We start from the raw sequence: 16,552 nt of genomic DNA on the forward strand, positions 1-16,552 counted from the left end.
AGGCAGCCCGTGACCGCACATGCCGATCGTGAAGGCCGTACCGACGCTCCAGGCCGTGCCGACAATTCAGGTCGTACAGGCGTCTGGTTCATCGGAGCGCGCGGCTCCGTCGCCACCACCGCCACCGCGGGATGCGCCGCCATCGCGGCGGGCCTCCACCCGCCGACCGGCATGGTCACCGAGACACCGCCCTTCGCCGACAGCGGCCTGCCGCCCCTGACCTCGCTGGTCTTCGGCGGCCACGACACCCTGGACTGCCCGCTCGCCAAACGGGCCGAGGTACTGGCCGAGGGCGGCGTGCTGCCCCACCGCCTCCCCAGCGCCGTCCGCGCCGAACTCGACGCGGCCGACGCCGAGATACGCCCCGGCGGACCGCTGCCCGGCGACACCCGCACCGACGAGGAACTCATCGCCGCCTTCGCGGCCGACCTCACCGACTTCGCCCACCGCCACGAGCTGGCCCGCACCGTCGTCATCAACGTCTCTTCCACCGAGCCGGCCCCCGGCCCCGACGACCCCCGCCTCCCCGCCAGCTCGCTCTACGCCGCGGCCGCCCTCCGGGCCGGCTGCTCCTACGCCAACTTCACCCCCTCCACCGGCCTGCGCGCCCCCGCGCTCACCGACACCGTCGCCGACTGCGGACTTCCCCACGCGGGACGCGACGGCAAGACCGGCCAGACGCTGCTCCGCTCCGTGCTCGCCCCGATGTTCCTCCAGCGCGCCCTGCCCGTACGGGCCTGGTCCGGGTCGAACCTGCTGGGCGGCGGGGACGGGGCGGCGCTCGCCGACCCGGCCGCGGCCGCCGCCAAGAACGCGGGCAAGGAACGCGTCCTCACCGACACCTTCGGCACCGCCCCCGAGGGCGAGGTCCACATCGACGACGTACCCGCCATGGGGGACTGGAAGACGGCCTGGGACCACATCGCCTTCGACGGCTTCCTCGGCTCCCGGATGGTCCTCCAGACCATCTGGCAGGGCTGCGACTCGGCGCTGGCCGCCCCGCTGGCCCTGGACCTGGCCCGGCTGCTCGCCCGCTCCCACGAGGCGGGACTCAGCGGCCCAAGGCCCGAGCTGGGCTTCTACTTCAAGGACCCCGACGGCGGCACCTCGGCCGCGCTCGCCGAGCAGTACGCCACCCTGCTGGCCTTCGCCGAGCGGCTGCGGGGCCAGGCGTGAGGCGGCTGCTGCTGTCGGCGCTCGGGGCGCTTCCGGCCGGCCTGCGGGCGGCTCCGGCGGGGCTGAACGGCCACGCCGTACGGGGCGGCAGGCCGGCCGCCGCCCCCGATGACGGCCTGTCCGGTACGGGTGGGACTGCGCCCGCACCGGACAGGCACCGACCGTCCCCCGGACGCGGGAGAGGGGACACGGTGCGGGCCTGGACCGAACTGTTCCGGGTCTCCGCGCTGTTCTCCGTGCCGGGTGACGCGCTGGCCGGGGCCGCGGCGGTGGGCCGCAGCCCCGGCCGGGGCACCGCGCTCGCGATCGGCGCCTCGCTCTGCCTGTACGAGGCGGGGATGGCCCTCAACGACTGGGCGGACCGCGAGGAGGACGCCGTGGACCGCCCGCACCGGCCGATCCCGTCGGGCCGCATCAGCCCGTCCGCCGCCCTGGGCGCGGCCGGGGCGCTGACCGCGACGGGCCTCGCCCTCGCGGCGCGGGCAGGCCGCCCGGCACTGGCCGTCGCCACGGGCCTGGCCGCCACGGTCTGGGCCTACGACCTCCACCTGAAGCACACGAAGGCGGGCCCGGCGGCGATGGCCGCCGCCCGCTCCCTCGACCTGCTGCTCGGAGCGACGGCGACGGCGACAGCCACGGCGTATGCCGGTACGGGGCCGGGCCCTCGCGCCACGCGTCCGATGCGGCTCGGGGCCGTACCGCCCACCGGCCCCGACAACGTTGCCCGAGCCGCCGGCCCCGCGCGCTCCCCGCTGGCCGCGCTCCCCGCCGCCCTGGTGCTCGGGGCGCACACCTACGGCGTCACCGCCGTGTCCCGCCACGAGGCGCAGGGCGGGTCCACCGCCGTACCGCTCGCGGTCCTCGCCACGACGACGGCGCTGGCCGCGGCCGTGCTCGCGACACACCAGCGGCAGCGACCGGGGGAGCCCGCCACGCCAGGGCTCGCTACTACTGCGCCGGGCAGCAGCTACCGACCGGACCACCCCCACCACCCCGCACCACCCGCCATGCCCGACCTCGGCGCGCCCCTGCCGGGCACGTACCGGCCGAGCCACCACCCCCACCGCCCCACCGCACCCGCGCTCACCCCCCTCCTGCTCACCGCGTTCACCGGCGCCTACCTCCGCACCGCAGGGCCTCCCCTCCTGCACGCCGCCCTCAACCCGTCCCCACCCCTGACCCAGCGGGCGGTGGGCGGCGGGATCCGGGCCATGATCCCGCTTCAGGCGGCGCTCGCCGCCCGGGCCGGCGCACCCGGCTCCGGCCTCGCCGTCATGGCGCTCGTCCCCCTCGCCCGGTCCCTCGCCCGGAAGGTGAGCCCCACATGACCCTCCACCTCGGTTACGGCACCAACGGGCTGACCGACCTCCGCCTCGACGACGCCCTCGGGCTCCTCGCCGACCTCGGCTACGAGGGCGTCGGCCTGACGCTCGACCACATGCACCTGGACCCCCTGGCCCCGGACCTCGCCGAGCGCACCCGCCAGGTCCGGCGCCGGCTCACCTCCCTCGGGCTCCGGGTCACCGTCGAGACCGGCGCCCGCTACGTCCTGGACCCGCGCCGCAAGCACGGCCCCTCCCTTCTCGACCCGGACCCCGACGCCCGGGCCGCACGCACCGCGCTGCTCGTGCGCGCCGTGGACGTGGCCGCCGAACTCGGCGCGCACGCCGTCCACTGCTTCAGCGGCATCATCCCGCCGGACACCTCGGCGGAGACCGCCTGGAAGCGCCTGACCGAAGCGATCACCCCCGTACTCGAAGCCGCCGACCGGTCGGGCATCCCCCTCGCCATCGAGCCCGAACCCGGTCACCTCCTCGCCACCCTCGCCGACTTCCACCACCTCCGCGGCCTCCTCGGCGACCCGGACCCCCTCGGCCTCACGCTCGACATCGGCCACTGCCAGTGCCTGGAGGAGGCGTCCCCCGTGAGCTGCGTCCAGGACTCCGCCCCCTGGCTCCGGCACGTCCAGATCGAGGACATGCGGCGCGGAGTCCACGAGCACCTCCCGTTCGGTGAGGGCGAGATCGACTTCCCACCCGTGCTCGCCGCCCTCGCCGCCTGCGACTACCGGGGCCTCACCGTCGTCGAACTGCCCCGCCACTCGCACGCCGGCCCCGAACTCGCCCGCACCTCCATCGACTTCCTGCGCGACGCCATGACCAAGGGCGTCACGCCCACGGGCGCGATGACCCCCAGGGGAGGAGCCCCGTGCTGAAGTCCCGCAAGGAGCTCGACGCCGAACTCGACGGCGCCGCCCGCGCCTGGCTCGACGGGGCCCTGGCCGAGGCCGCCCACGACGCCACCGCCCGCGAGGCCGCCCGCTCCCAGGCCGACGTCGGTGCCGGGACCACCCCGCCCGGCTCCCCGTACGCCTCCCCGCCCTGGGAACTCCGCTACGCCGCCGCCGGCCGGCACTGCGGACCGGCCCACGCCGACTCCGTACGCTCCCTCCTGCTCATCGAGGCCCGCGCCCCGCTGCCCTCCGTCACCCGGCTCTACGAACAGGGCACCGCCGCCGAACGCCGCGCCGTCCTGCTCACCCTGGACCGCCTCGGCCTCGGAGACAGGGCCCTCCCGCTCGTCGAGGACGCCCTGCGCACCAACGACACCCGGCTGGTCGCCGCCGCCGTCGGCCCGTACGCCGCGGCCCACCTCGACCCGCACGCCTGGCGCCACGCCGTGCTGAAGTGCCTGTTCACCGGGGTGCCGGTGGACGCCGTCGCCCGGCTCGGCGAGAGAGCCCGAGGAGACGCCGAACTCGCCCGGATGCTCCGAGACTTCGCCGCCGAGCGGACCGCCGCCGGCCGCGACGTCCCGGCCGACCTGCGCACCGCCCTCGCTCTGGCCCTCACCACCCCTGCCGCCCCCACGGAGGAGTCCTGATGCGCATCTTCGACCCCCACATCCACATGACGTCCCGCACCACGGACGACTATCAGGCGATGTACGACGCAGGAGTCCGCGCCCTCGTCGAACCCTCCTTCTGGCTCGGCCAGCCCCGCACCTCGCCCGCCAGCTTCTTCGACTACTTCGACGCGCTCCTCGGCTGGGAACCCTTCCGCGCCTCCCAGTACGGCATCGCGCACCACTGCACGCTCGCCCTCAACCCCAAGGAGGCGAACGACCCCCGCTGCACCCCCGTCCTGGACGCCCTGCCCCGCTATCTCGTCAAGGACTCCGTCGTCGCCGTCGGTGAGATCGGCTACGACTCCATGACCCCGGCCGAGGACCACGCCCTCGCCGCCCAGCTCCAGCTCGCCGCCGACCACGGGCTCCCCGCCCTCGTCCACACCCCGCACCGCGACAAGCTCGCCGGTCTGCACCGCACCATCGACGTCATCCGCGAATCGCACCTCCCCCCGGAGCACGTCCTGCTCGACCACCTCAACGAGACAACCGTAAAGGCCGCCACTGACAGCGGCTGCTGGGCCGGGTTCTCCATCTACCCGGACACCAAGATGGACGAGGACCGCATGGTCACCATCCTCCGGAACCACGGCACCGAGAAGATCCTCGTCAACTCCGCCGCCGACTGGGGGAAGAGCGACCCGCTCAAGACCCGCAAGGTCGCCGACGCGATGCTCAAGGCCGGATTCACCGAGGACGACGTCGACAAGGTCCTGTGGCGCAACCCCGTCGCCTTCTACGGCCAGAGCGGCCGCCTCCAGCTGGACACCCCCGCCCCCGACACACTTCACGAGGGCAACTCCATCCTGCGCGGCGGGGAGTGAAGCCATGCGCTTCCGCCACCCGGACGGCTCGACGGTCCACCTCTCGTACTGCACCAACGTCCACCCCGCCGAAACCCTGGACGGCGTCCGCGCCCAGCTCCGCGACCACTGCGAACCCGTACGCCGCCGCCTCGGCCGGGACCGGCTCGGTATCGGCCTCTGGCTCGCCAGGGACGCCGCCCGGGCCCTGATCAACGACCCAGCCGAACTCCGCGCACTCCGCGCCGAACTCGACGGCCGGGGCCTCGAAGTGGTCACCCTCAACGGCTTCCCGTACGAGGGCTTCGGCGCCGCCGAGGTCAAGTACCGGGTGTACCGGCCGGACTGGACCGAACCCGACCGCCTCGCCCACACCACCGACCTCGCCCGGCTGCTCGCCGCCCTGCTGCCCGACGACGTCACCGAAGGCACCATCTCCACCCTGCCACTGGCCTGGCGCACCCCCTACGACACCGACCCCGGGGCCGCCCGCACCGCGCGCACCGCCCTCACCACGCTCGCCCAGCGGCTGGACGCGCTGGCCGAACTCACCGGCAAGTCGATCCGGATCGGCCTCGAACCGGAACCGGGCTGCACCGTGGAGACCACCGCCGACGCCATCGCCCCGCTCACCGACGTCGGCCACGAGCGCATCGGCATCTGCGTCGACACCTGCCACCTGGCGACCTCCTTCGAGGAGCCGGAGACCGCGCTCGACGCCCTGGCCGCAGCGGGCATCCCGGTCGTCAAGTCCCAGCTCTCCGCCGCCCTGCACGCCGAACACCCCCACCTGCCCGAGGTCCGCACCGCGCTCGCCGCCTTCGCCGAACCGCGCTTCCTGCACCAGACCCGCACGCGCACGGCCGCCGGGCTGCGCGGCACCGACGACCTGGACGAGGCCGTCGCCGGCCGGGCGCTCCCCGACTCCACCCCGTGGCGCGCCCACTTCCACGTCCCCCTGCACGCACCGCCCGCGCCCCCGCTCACCTCCACGCTGCCCGTGCTCCGCACCACACTCGCCCGGCTCGTCGGGGGACCGGTGCCGCTGACCCGGCACCTGGAGGTGGAGACGTACACCTGGCAGGCCCTGCCCGCCGAACTGCGGCCCCGCACCCGTACCCAGCTCGCCGACGGCATCGCCGCCGAACTCACCCTCGCCCGCGACCTCCTGGTCGACCTCGGCCTCAAGGAGCTGCCATGAGCAACGACGCCCCCGGAACGACCACGGGCACGGCAGACCGCGAGGGCCCCACCCCCCTCCTCGTCCTCGACGTCGTCGGCCTCACCCCGCAACTCCTCTCCCACATGCCGAACCTCACGGCGCTCGGGAAGCAGGGCGCGCGAGCCCCCCTCTCCACGGTCCTGCCCGCCGTCACCTGCGCCGCCCAGTCCACCTTCCTCACCGGCACGATGCCCGCCGAACACGGCATCGTCGCCAACGGCTGGTACTTCCGCGAGCTCGGCGACGTCCTGCTCTGGCGCCAGCACAACGGGCTCGTCGAGGGCGACAAGCTCTGGGACGCGGCCCGCCGCGCGCACCCCGGCTACACCGTCGCCAACATCTGCTGGTGGTACGCGATGGGCGCCGACACCGACTGGACCGTCACCCCGCGCCCCGTCTACTACGCCGACGGCCGCAAGGAACCCGACTGCTACACCCGGCCCCCCGCCCTGCACGACGAACTGACCGACAAACTCGGCACGTTCCCCCTCTTCCACTTCTGGGGGCCGGGCGCCGACCTGGTCTCCTCCCAGTGGATCATCGACGCCACCCGGCACATCATCGCCACCCGCACCCCCGACCTCGCGCTCTGCTACCTGCCCCACCTCGACTACGACCTCCAGCGCTACGGCCCCGACGACCCCCGCTCCCACCGGGCCGCCGCCGACCTGGACCGGGCCATCGCCCCGCTGCTGGCCGACGCCCGCGCCGAGGGACGCACCGTCGTCGCACTCTCCGAGTACGGCATCACCCGCGTCAGCCGCCCCGTCGACATCAACCGGGCGCTGCGCCGGGCGGGCCTGCTGGAGGTGCACACCCAGGACGGCATGGAGTACCTCGACCCGATGGCCTCCCGCGCCTTCGCCGTCGCCGACCACCAACTCGCCCACATCTACGTACGCCGTCCCGAGGACCTGGAGGCGACCCGGGCGGCACTCGCGGACCTGCCCGGCATCGATCAGCTCCTGGACGACGAGGGCAAGAAGGCGCACCACCTGGACCACCCCCGCTCCGGCGAACTGGTCGCCGTGGCGGAGAAGGACGCCTGGTTCACGTACTACTACTGGCTCGACGACGCCCGCGCCCCCGACTTCGCCCAGCTCGTCGAGATCCACCGCAAGCCCGGCTACGACCCCGTCGAGCTCTTCATGGACCCCGAGGACCCCTACGTACGGCTCAAGGCCGTGTCGGCGGTGGCCCGCAAGAAGCTCGGCATGCGCTACCGCATGGCGGTCGTCCCCCTGGACCCCTCACCTATTCGCGGCAGCCACGGCCGCCTCCCCGAGAGCGACGACGAAGGTCCGCTCATCCTCTGCTCCACCCCCCATGCGTTCACCGACCGGGTCAGGGCCACCGAGGTGAAGTCCCTGCTCCTCCAGCTTGCCGGACTGCACTGACAACGCCCCGGCACCGCACTGCTCACCCCACGTCACCCAAGGGAGTCACGCGAACATGAGCCGCACCTCCAAGGACACCGAACTCGCCCGCAGACTGAGCCGCCGCAACATCCTCGGCGTCGCCGCCGGAGCCACCGCCGCCACGATCATCGGCACGGCGACCGCCCAGGCCGCCGGCCGGGACCACACCCAGGCCCCCGGCAAGGGCCACGGCCACGGTCATGACCACGGGCACGGACACGGCAAGGGCAAGCCCGTCCTGCCCCCCGGCCGCCTCGGCATCCAGCTCTACAGCCTCCGCGACAAGATCTCCACGCTCGGCTTCGCCCCCGTCTTCGCCGAACTGGAGAAGTACGGATACGACGAGATCGAGCTCGCGGGCTACACCCAGGGCTCGGCCGGCCCCATCACCCTGGCCCAGCTGAAGCGGCTGGCCAAGGACCACGGCCTCAACCCGATCGGCAGCCACGTCGGCTACTACGACGACAACAACCCCGGCGCCTACACCTTCGCCCAGAACCTGGAAAAGGTCCTGGACGACGCACAGGCGCTCGGCCTCAAGCACATCGGCACGGCCTCGGGCCCCTTCCGCTACGGCTCGACGGTCGACGGCTGGAAGCGGGCGGCCGACGACTTCAACAAGTACGGGGCCGCCGCCCGTAAGCGCGGGATGAAGTTCTACCAGCACAACCACGCCGAGGAGTTCTCCTTCGCGACCGACAAGCCGAAGGTCCGCCTCTACGACGTCCTGCTCGCCGAGACCGACCCGGACCTCGTCTACCTGGAGCTGGACATCTACTGGGCGTACTGCGCCCAGTTCCGCTTCAGCAAGCGAGTGGACGGCACCAAGGCCCCGCTCGACCCGCTGAAGTACGTCCTCAAGCACCCGAACCGCTACCCGCTCTTCCACGTGAAGGACGGCGTCCGCGACGACACGACGCGCGACGGCTACCGCATGTCGGACGTGGGCGACGGGGACATCGACTACACGACGTTCCTGTCCAAGGTGACCAACCGGACCCACCACGGCCGGACGTACCACCACTGGCAGGCGGAGCACGACAACCCGGTGGAGTCGCTCGCCTTCGCCCGGAAGTCGAGCGAGCACCTGCACTCCCTGCGCGAGGGCCGCTGCGGCGACTGACGCGCGAAGCCCGGCCCGCCGGATCCCCTCCGGCGGGCCGGGCGCACCGCCTCCGGCGATACGGTCACCCGATGCCCTGCCGGTCCGGCAGCAGGGCGAACTCCCGGTCGGCGGCCACCGGAACGGCCCGCTCCACGGCCTGGACGAGCAGTGCCCGATGCCGTACGAGCGGCTGCTTCCGCTCCTCCGGCGCGAGCAGCAACAGATCGTCCAGCCCCGCCAGCAGCCGGCGCGACACCTGAGGGCTTCCGGCCACGCACCACCGGATCTCCTCGAACGCGAGATCCACCAGGCTCTCCCATCCAGGCCCCTCCTGCACCAGCCGCACCCGGCCGGACCGGTCCCGGTGGTGGACGGTCCCGAGCGGCAGGTGCACCACGGCCGCGAGGAACTGGATACTCCGGTCCAGGCACTGGACGGCGGTGGTCGGATCGTTGACGGACGTCGACAGGGCCCGCAGCGCGATGTCCGAAAGCTGACGCAACCCGAAGGCCAGGTCCTGGTGCAGGGTGCGCTCCACCCCGACGGAAACGCTGTACCGCAACCGGCTCCGCGGTGGCACGGCCCCGCCGTGGACGGCGAGCACCGCGGTCCCCGGCACCATGAAGTCCCCGATCCGGGGGATCAGCCGCAGCACCACGTCCTGCCGCCGCGCGGCCCGGACCAGCCGCGCCGTGTTCACGTCCCGCAGCACCCCGGCCCGCCCCTCGTGCACCACCCGCCCGGTCTCCGGCCCCAGCCCCTCGGGCCCGCCCGGCCCCCGGGGCATCCGGCCCAGCACCCGGAACGAGTCGCGCGCGATCCGGTCGACGACCGGGCCGACCTGCATCAGCCTCAGCGTCGCGCTGACGTAGACGACGAACAGCAGCAGGCTCAGCCCGACGAGCACCAGCGTGAGCATGCTCTGCAGCAGCGGGACCGAGACCACCAGGCGCGGGTCCGCCTCGCTCTCGTACGAGGTCAGGACCAGCAGCGAGAACAGGAACGTCGCGAGGAACACCGTCAGCGTGAGCTTGCTGATCCGGCTCCGGACGAAGATCCGCACGACCCGGGGCGTGAGCTGCCCGCTGGCCATCTGTACGGCGACCAGCGAGATACTGAACACCACACCGATGAAGGTCATCATCGCCGAGCTGATCGTGGTGACGATCGTCTTCGCGTCCTGGACGAAGGAGATCAGGCTGCCGAGCTCGTCGTAGGCCTCCTCCCGCTGGAGAACCGCGACGATCTCCTCGTCCACGGCGGAAGCGGCCAGCCACAGCACGAACACACAGACGAACCCCATGGTCGGGGCGAACCAGAACGTGTCGCGCAGATGCTCGCGCAGGGGAGACAGCGGACGGGGCCGGCGGTAGCCGCGATCACTCATGGACGCGAAGGTAGCCCCGCGAACTCCACGGACCGCGGATGCCGAGGCCGACCGCCCGCCGCACCGCACTGACCACCGGATATGCAGGTGAAGGGCGCGTCGAACCCCTGGTATTGTTTTCCATGTCGCCGCGGGGAACACACCGCGAACGACAGACACCTTGTCCGGGTGGCGGAATGGCAGACGCGCTAGCTTGAGGTGCTAGTGCCCTTTATCGGGCGTGGGGGTTCAAGTCCCCCCTCGGACACCGGCGAAGACCCCAGTTGATCTGGGGTCTTCTGCGTTTTCCGGGTCCGCGTCGCCGCTCCCTCGCAGCCGCACCCTCCACCACCCTCCTTGTCACGATCCGATCTCGGACACCGGGTGGGGTCTTGTTTTCAGCCATGTAATCGATTCCAATCATCCCTGTAATCGATTCCACGGCGTCGCGCGATCGGGCCGCCCCCTGGTTTCGAGGTGTACGGAAACCACAAGGAGGTGGTCCGGACATGGCGAGCATCAAAGATGTCGCGGCCCAGGCGGGGGTCTCCGTCGCCACGGTCTCGCGGGTGCTGAACAGCCATCCGTCCGTCAGCGCGGAGGCGCGCACCCGCGTCATCGCCGCCGTCGACGCCCTCGGCTACCGGCCCAACGCCGTGGCCCGCTCGCTGCGCACCGCGCAGACCCGCACCCTCGGCCTGGTCATCAGTGACGTACTCAATCCGTACTTCACCGAGCTGGCCCGCTTCGTCGAGGAGGAGGCCCGCGCGCTCGGCTACAGCGTCATCATCGGCAACGCCGACGAGCGGCCCGAGCTCCAGGACCACCACATCCGCACGCTCATCGACCGCAGGATCGACGGGCTGCTCGTCTCGCCCGCCGACGGCGGCTCCCCGCTGATGCGGGAGGTCGCCCTGAGCGGTACGCCGATGGTCTTCGTGGACCGCTGGATCCCGGGCATCGACGTCCCCGTCGTCCGGGCCGACGGTACGGGGGCGGTCAGGGACCTGGTGGCGCACCTGCACGGCCTCGGCCACCGCAGGCTCGCGATCATCGCCGGGCCTGCGGCCACCACCACCGGCAACGAGCGCGTCGAGGCCTTCCGGGACGCGATGCGCGAACTCGGGCTCGCCCTGCCCGACGCCTACATCGGGCAGGGCGACTTCCAGGCAGCCAGCGGCCGGCGGGCCACCGAGGGGTTCCTCGCCCTGGACGAGCCGCCCGAGGTCGTCTTCGCCGCCGACAACCTGATGGCGCTCGGCGCTCTGGACGCGATCCGGGCCCGGGGGCTGCGGGTCCCCGGCGACATCGCGCTCGCCGCCTTCGACGACATCCCGTGGTTCGTCCACACGGACCCGCCGATCACCGCCATCGCCCAGCCGACCGCGGACCTGGCCCGCGCCGCCGTACGCGCGCTGGCCGACCTGATCGAAGGACGGACCCCGCAGTCCGTCACCCTGCCCGCCCGTCTCGTCGTACGCCGCTCGTGCGGCCAGGACGCGACCGACCAGAGGAGCGACCGGTGACCGCACCGGAGAAGCAACTGGTGTCCACACCTGACGAGTTGCTGCGCATCGAGGGTCTGCGCAAGACCTTCCCCGGCGTGGTGGCGCTCGACAACGTCGACTTCGACCTGCGCAGAGGCGAGGTCCATGTCCTGCTCGGCGAGAACGGCGCCGGCAAGAGCACCCTCATCAAGATGCTCTCCGGTGCCTACCGCCCCGACAGCGGCCGGATCCTGGCTGAGGGGCGCGAGGTGCGCATCAACAACGCGCAGGACGCCGAACGGCTCGGGATCGCCACCATCTACCAGGAGTTCAACCTGGTACCCGACCTGACGGTGGCCGAGAACATCTTCCTCGGCCGCCAGCCGCGCCGCTTCGGGCTCATCGACCACAGGCGCATGCGGGTGGACGCGGAGAAGCTGCTGCGCCGCGTCGGGGTGGATGTGCGTCCCGATGCCAAGGTCCGTGAACTGGGCATCGCCCGGCTGCAGATGGTCGAGATCGCCAAGGCGCTCAGCCTGGACGCACGCGTCCTGATCATGGACGAGCCGACCGCCGTGCTCACCTCGGAAGAGGTCGACAAACTCTTCGCGATCGTCCGCCAGTTGCGTACGGACGGCGTCGGGATCGTCTTCATCACCCACCACTTGGAGGAGATCGCCGCGCTCGGTGACCGCGTCACCGTTCTGCGCGACGGCCGAAGCATCGACCAGGTGCCCGCCTCCACACCCGAGGACGGGCTCGTCCAGCTCATGGTCGGCCGCAGCATCGAGCAGCAGTACCCGCGCGAACGCCCCGACACGGGTGAGGCGTTGCTGTCCGTGCGTGGCCTGACCCGGGACGGCGTCTTCCACGACATCAGCTTCGACGTGCATGCCGGTGAGGTCGTGGGCCTCGCCGGACTGGTCGGCGCCGGGCGTACGGAGGTGGCGCGCGCGGTGTTCGGCGCGGACCCGTACGACGCGGGCACCGTCGACGTACGCGGTGAACGCCTCGCCCGGCACGACGTGCCCGCCGCGATGGGCGCCGGGATAGGCCTCGTACCGGAGGACCGCAAGGGCCAGGGCCTGGTCCTGGATGCCTCCGTGCAGGAGAACCTCGGCCTGGTCACCCTGCGTTCGGCCACCCGCTCCGGTCTTGTGGACCTCAAGGGGCAGCGTACGGCGGCCGCCCGCATCGCGAAGCAGCTCGGCGTCCGCATGTCCGGCCTCGGCCAGCATGTGCGCACCCTCTCCGGCGGCAACCAGCAGAAGGTCGTCATCGGCAAGTGGCTGCTGGCCGACACCCGGGTGCTGATCCTGGACGAGCCGACCCGGGGCATCGACGTCGGCGCCAAGGTCGAGATCTACCAGCTCATCAACGAGCTCACCGCATCCGGCCACGCCGTCCTGATGATCTCCAGCGACCTGCCCGAAGTCCTCGGCATGAGCGACCGGGTGCTGGTCATGGCCCAGGGCCGGATCGCCGGCGAACTCCCCGCCGGTGAGGCCACCCAGGACACCGTCATGGCCCTCGCGGTCTCCACCGCCGCCACGCACGAACACCCCGCACCGAAGAACCACCCCGCACCGAAGAACGACGAGGAGGGCCCCCGTGGCCACTGAGACACTCAAGAGTGACACGGGCGCAGGCGGCACTTCCGTGATACGCCGCGTCCTGCTCGACAACGGGGCGCTCAGCGCCCTGGTCGTCCTGGTGGTGGCGATGTCGCTGCTCTCCGGCGACTTCCTGACCACCCAGAACCTGCTGAACGTCGGCGTGCAGGCGGCCGTCACCGCGATCCTCGCCTTCGGCGTCACCTTCGTCATCGTCTCGGCGGGCATCGACCTGTCCGTCGGTTCGGTGGCGGCCCTGTCCGCGACGGTCCTGGCCTGGTCGGCGACGTCCGCCGGCGTCCCGGTCGTCCTCGCGGTCGTGCTCGCGATCGTCACCGGCATCGCCTGCGGATTCGTGAACGGCGCCCTGATCTCGTACGGCAAACTCCCGCCTTTCATCGCGACGTTGGCCATGCTCTCGATCGCCCGCGGCCTCTCCCTCGTCATCTCGCAGGGCAGCCCGATCGCCTTCCCCGACTCCGTCTCCCGGCTCGGCGACACGCTCGGCGGCTGGCTCCCCGTACCGGTCCTCGTGATGATCGCGATGGGCCTGATCACGGCACTCATCCTCGGCCGTACTTTCATCGGCCGTTCGATGTACGCGATCGGCGGCAACGAGGAAGCGGCCCGGCTCTCCGGTCTCCGCGTCAAGCGCCAGAAGATCGTCATCTACGGGCTCTCCGGCCTCTTCGCCGCCGTCGCGGGCATCGTCCTGGCATCGCGCCTCGTCTCCGCGCAGCCGCAGGCCGCCCAGGGGTACGAACTCGACGCCATCGCCGCGGTCGTCATCGGCGGGGCCAGCCTGGCCGGCGGGGTCGGCAAGGCGTCCGGCACCCTGATCGGCGCGCTCATCCTCGCGGTGCTCCGCAACGGTCTCAACCTCCTCTCGGTGTCGGCGTTCTGGCAGCAGGTCGTCATCGGTGTCGTCATCGCGCTCGCCGTCCTGCTCGACACGCTGCGCCGCAAGGCCGGTTCGGGCACGGCACCCTCGGCCGGAGCGGCCCCCGGCGCACCGGGTTCCGGGCGCAGGGGAGCGTTCAAGTTCGCCGGAGCGGCGCTCGCCGTGGCGGTCGTCGTCGGCGGGGTGTCGTACTTCAACTCCGGTTCCTCCGGGGGCACGACGAAGGTCGGCATGTCCCTCTCGACGCTCAACAACCCCTTCTTCGTGCAGATGAAGGACGGCGCACAGGCGGAGGCCAAGAAGGCGGGCATCGATCTCACGGTCACCGACGCCCAGAACGATGCCTCGCAGCAGGCCAACCAGCTGCAGAACTTCACCAGTTCGGGTGTCTCGTCCATCATCGTCAACCCGGTGGACTCGGACGCCGTCGGCCCGGGTGTCCGCAGCGCCAACAAGGCCGACATCCCGGTGATCGCCGCCGACCGCGGAGTGAACAAGGCCGACACCGCCACCCTCGTCGCCTCCGACAACGTGGCGGGCGGCAGGCTCGCCGCCGACGCACTGGCCGACAAGCTCGGCGGCAAGGGCAGCATCGTCATCCTCCAGGGCACGGCGGGCACCTCCGCCAGCCGCGAACGCGGAGCGGGCTTCGCCGAAGGGCTCAAGGCGTACCCGGACATCAAGGTGGTCGCCAAGCAGCCCGCGGACTTCGACCGCACCAAGGGCCTGGACGTCATGACCAACCTGGTCCAGTCCCACCCGGGCATCACCGGTGTCTTCGCCGAGAACGACGAGATGGCGCTCGGCGCGGTCAAGGCGCTCGGCAGCAAGGCGGGCACGTCCGTGTCGGTCGTCGGCTTCGACGGCACCCCGGACGGTCTGAAGGCGGTCGGGGCCGGGACGCTGTACGCGTCGGTGGCCCAGCAGCCCAGCGAGCTGGGCAGGATCGCGGTCCAGAACGCCGTCAAGGCGGCAAAGGGCGACACGGTCGAGAAGACGGTGAAGGTGCCGGTCAAGGTGGTCACCCGCGAGAACGTCGCCGACTTCTCCTGACGCCGAGCACCGCCCCGGCCCCACCGACGAAAGCAGGAAGCAGAAAATGCACGACAACGCCGCCCCCGGCGACGACCGTTACGACCTCCTGGTCGTCGGCTCGGCCAACGCCGACCTGGTGATCGGCGTCGAACGCCGCCCCGCCCCCGGTGAGACGGTGCTCGGCTCCGACCTGGCCGTCCACCCGGGCGGCAAGGGCGCCAACCAGGCAGTGGCGGCGGCCAGGTTGGGGGCCCGTACGGCACTGCTCGCCCGGGTCGGCGACGACGACCACGGACGGCTGCTGCTGGAGAGCCAGCGCGCGGCGGGCGTGGACACCGGCGGCGTCCTGGTCGGCGGGGCCCCGACCGGCGTCGCGCTGATCACCGTGGACCCCTCGGGCGACAACAGCATCGTGGTGTCCCCGGGCGCCAACGGCCGCCTCACCCCCGAGGACGTGACTGCGGCGGCCCCGCTGCTGGCAGCCGCCCGGGTGGTCTCCGTACAGCTGGAGATCCCCCTGGACACGGTCGCGGAGACGGCCCGCAACCTGGCCCCCGGCGCCCGCCTCGTCCTCAACCCGTCCCCGCCCGCCCCGCTGCCCGACGAGGTGCTGGCAGCCTGCGACCCGCTGGTGGTCAACGAGCACGAGGCGCGTTACATCCTCGGTGAGGCCGCGGGCGAGGCCCCGCACGACTGGGCCCCGGCCCTGCTCGCACTGGGCCCGCGCTCGGTCGTGATCACCCTGGGCCCTGCCGGCGCGCTGGTCGCCGACAGCCGCACGGGCTCCCTGGACCACCTCGTCAGCCCGAAGGTCGAGGCCGTCGACACCACGGGGGCCGGGGACGCGTTCACCGCCGCCCTGGCCTGGCGCCTGGGCCGGGGCGACGACCTGCGCGAGGCGGCGGCCTTCGCGGTACGGGTGGGGGCGGCGGCCGTCACGTCGAGGGGCGCCCAGGCGTCCTTCCCGACGCTGGAGGAGGTCGACGCGCTGTGAAGAAGTCGGGCATCCTCAACCGTCACTTGGCCGGAGCCATCGCCGAACTCGGCCACGGTGACGGGGTGTTGATCTGCGACGCGGGCATGCCGATCCCACCCGGCCCCCGCGTGGTCGACCTCGCCTTCCGCGCCGGAACCCCGTCGTTCGCCGAGGTGCTGGACGGCCTGCTCGACGAGCTGGTGGTGGAGGGAGCGACAGCGGCCCTGGAGGTCCGCGATGCCAACCCGGAGGCCACACGCCTCCTGGAGGCCCGCTTCCCGAACCTGGACCTGGTCCCGCACGACGACCTGAAGGCGCGCACGGCGTCGGCACGCCTGGTCGTACGGACGGGGGAGGCCCGGCCGTACGCGAACGTGCTGCTGCGGTGCGGGGTGTTCTTCTGAGCGGCTGACCGGCGGGGGAGTGGACGGGAGGGCGCATTTCGGCTGCGGAAAAAGTCCTGGCAGATCGCGGAGACCGGCGCTACGCTTCCCGCGATGACTCACTCCATGAACAGATTGGGGGACCCGTCCGCGCTAGGTG

At 72.3% G+C, this 16,552-nt stretch carries 14 protein-coding genes and 1 tRNA gene; 14 read left to right on the forward strand and 1 reads right to left on the reverse strand.

Features of this window, described 5'->3' with window-relative positions:
- The first annotated feature begins 9 nt into the window (after positions 1-9).
- Genes IE264_RS09565 through IE264_RS09600 form a run of 8 tightly spaced genes read left to right on the forward strand, consistent with a single transcriptional unit; the run spans position 10 to position 8,649 of the window.
- Positions 10-1,176: an inositol-3-phosphate synthase gene (locus IE264_RS09565; RefSeq protein WP_032756995.1), complete on the forward strand. Its 1,167-nt coding sequence runs from the start codon at positions 10-12 to the stop codon at positions 1,174-1,176.
- Complete coding sequence (locus IE264_RS09570; protein WP_032756994.1) at positions 1,173-2,504, forward strand: SCO3242 family prenyltransferase; 1,332 nt, start codon at positions 1,173-1,175, stop codon at positions 2,502-2,504. Before IE264_RS09565 ends, IE264_RS09570 begins: the two co-directional genes overlap by 4 nt.
- Positions 2,501-3,391: a sugar phosphate isomerase/epimerase family protein gene (locus IE264_RS09575; protein ID WP_032756992.1), complete on the forward strand. Its 891-nt coding sequence runs from the start codon at positions 2,501-2,503 to the stop codon at positions 3,389-3,391. Before IE264_RS09570 ends, IE264_RS09575 begins: the two co-directional genes overlap by 4 nt.
- Positions 3,385-4,059, forward strand: a complete 675-nt coding sequence (locus IE264_RS09580) for an EboA domain-containing protein (RefSeq protein WP_032756991.1) — start codon at positions 3,385-3,387, stop codon at positions 4,057-4,059. Before IE264_RS09575 ends, IE264_RS09580 begins: the two co-directional genes overlap by 7 nt.
- Entirely contained in the window at positions 4,059-4,907 is an 849-nt protein-coding gene (locus IE264_RS09585; protein WP_031123419.1) for a TatD family hydrolase, read from the forward strand. Before IE264_RS09580 ends, IE264_RS09585 begins: the two co-directional genes overlap by 1 nt.
- Before the next feature lie 4 nt (positions 4,908-4,911).
- On the forward strand, positions 4,912-6,087 hold the full coding sequence (gene eboE / locus IE264_RS09590) for a metabolite traffic protein EboE (RefSeq protein ID WP_032756990.1): 1,176 nt from the start codon (positions 4,912-4,914) through the stop codon (positions 6,085-6,087).
- Positions 6,084-7,505, forward strand: a complete 1,422-nt coding sequence (locus tag IE264_RS09595; protein WP_032756989.1) for an alkaline phosphatase family protein — start codon at positions 6,084-6,086, stop codon at positions 7,503-7,505. Before eboE ends, IE264_RS09595 begins: the two co-directional genes overlap by 4 nt.
- 55 nt (positions 7,506-7,560) lie before the next feature.
- The gene (locus IE264_RS09600; protein WP_032756988.1) at positions 7,561-8,649 is read left to right on the forward strand and encodes a sugar phosphate isomerase/epimerase family protein; all 1,089 of its coding nucleotides are present in this window, start codon (positions 7,561-7,563) and stop codon (positions 8,647-8,649) included.
- 64 nt (positions 8,650-8,713) lie between these two features.
- Here IE264_RS09600 and IE264_RS09605 read toward each other — a convergent pair whose 3' ends face one another.
- A complete protein-coding gene (locus tag IE264_RS09605; protein ID WP_032756987.1) occupies positions 8,714-10,018 on the reverse strand; it encodes a DUF2254 domain-containing protein in 1,305 nt (434 codons plus the stop codon).
- Between the two features lie 162 nt (positions 10,019-10,180).
- On the opposite strand from IE264_RS09605, the gene IE264_RS09610 reads away from it, so the two are divergent.
- The 6 genes from IE264_RS09610 to rbsD all read left to right on the forward strand — a co-directional run bounded on the left by IE264_RS09610 (position 10,181) and on the right by rbsD (position 16,413).
- Positions 10,181-10,265 (forward strand) — tRNA-Leu (locus IE264_RS09610).
- 241 nt (positions 10,266-10,506) lie between these two features.
- Positions 10,507-11,523 (forward strand): LacI family DNA-binding transcriptional regulator, encoded by a 1,017-nt coding sequence (locus IE264_RS09615; protein WP_015612569.1) that lies wholly within the window; start codon positions 10,507-10,509, stop codon positions 11,521-11,523.
- A complete protein-coding gene (locus tag IE264_RS09620; protein WP_032756985.1) occupies positions 11,520-13,106 on the forward strand; it encodes a sugar ABC transporter ATP-binding protein in 1,587 nt (528 codons plus the stop codon). Before IE264_RS09615 ends, IE264_RS09620 begins: the two co-directional genes overlap by 4 nt.
- Positions 13,096-15,051 (forward strand): ABC transporter permease/substrate-binding protein, encoded by a 1,956-nt coding sequence (locus IE264_RS09625; protein ID WP_032756984.1) that lies wholly within the window; start codon positions 13,096-13,098, stop codon positions 15,049-15,051. The genes IE264_RS09620 and IE264_RS09625 overlap by 11 nt, the downstream gene beginning before the upstream one ends.
- A gap of 46 nt (positions 15,052-15,097) precedes the next feature.
- Entirely contained in the window at positions 15,098-16,027 is a 930-nt protein-coding gene (locus IE264_RS09630) for a ribokinase (protein ID WP_032756983.1), read from the forward strand.
- Positions 16,024-16,413, forward strand: coding sequence for a D-ribose pyranase (gene rbsD, locus IE264_RS09635; protein WP_015612573.1), 390 nt, complete (start codon positions 16,024-16,026; stop codon positions 16,411-16,413). Before IE264_RS09630 ends, rbsD begins: the two co-directional genes overlap by 4 nt.
- Positions 16,414-16,552 lie beyond the last annotated feature (139 nt).

Source organism: Streptomyces microflavus (assembly GCF_014650075.1).
Classification (GTDB): Bacteria; Actinomycetota; Actinomycetes; order Streptomycetales; family Streptomycetaceae; genus Streptomyces; species Streptomyces microflavus.

Coding starts and splice junctions, on each gene's coding strand:
- IE264_RS09575 (WP_032756992.1), top strand. CDS start 2,501: ATGACCCTCCACCTCGGTTACGGCACCAACGGGCTGACCGACCTCCGC.
- IE264_RS09585 (WP_031123419.1), top strand. CDS start 4,059: ATGCGCATCTTCGACCCCCACATCCACATGACGTCCCGCACCACGGAC.
- IE264_RS09630 (WP_032756983.1), top strand. CDS start 15,098: ATGCACGACAACGCCGCCCCCGGCGACGACCGTTACGACCTCCTGGTC.
- eboE (WP_032756990.1), top strand. CDS start 4,912: ATGCGCTTCCGCCACCCGGACGGCTCGACGGTCCACCTCTCGTACTGC.
- IE264_RS09600 (WP_032756988.1), top strand. CDS start 7,561: ATGAGCCGCACCTCCAAGGACACCGAACTCGCCCGCAGACTGAGCCGC.
- IE264_RS09595 (WP_032756989.1), top strand. CDS start 6,084: ATGAGCAACGACGCCCCCGGAACGACCACGGGCACGGCAGACCGCGAG.
- IE264_RS09615 (WP_015612569.1), top strand. CDS start 10,507: ATGGCGAGCATCAAAGATGTCGCGGCCCAGGCGGGGGTCTCCGTCGCC.
- IE264_RS09605 (WP_032756987.1), bottom strand. CDS start 10,018: ATGAGTGATCGCGGCTACCGCCGGCCCCGTCCGCTGTCTCCCCTGCGC.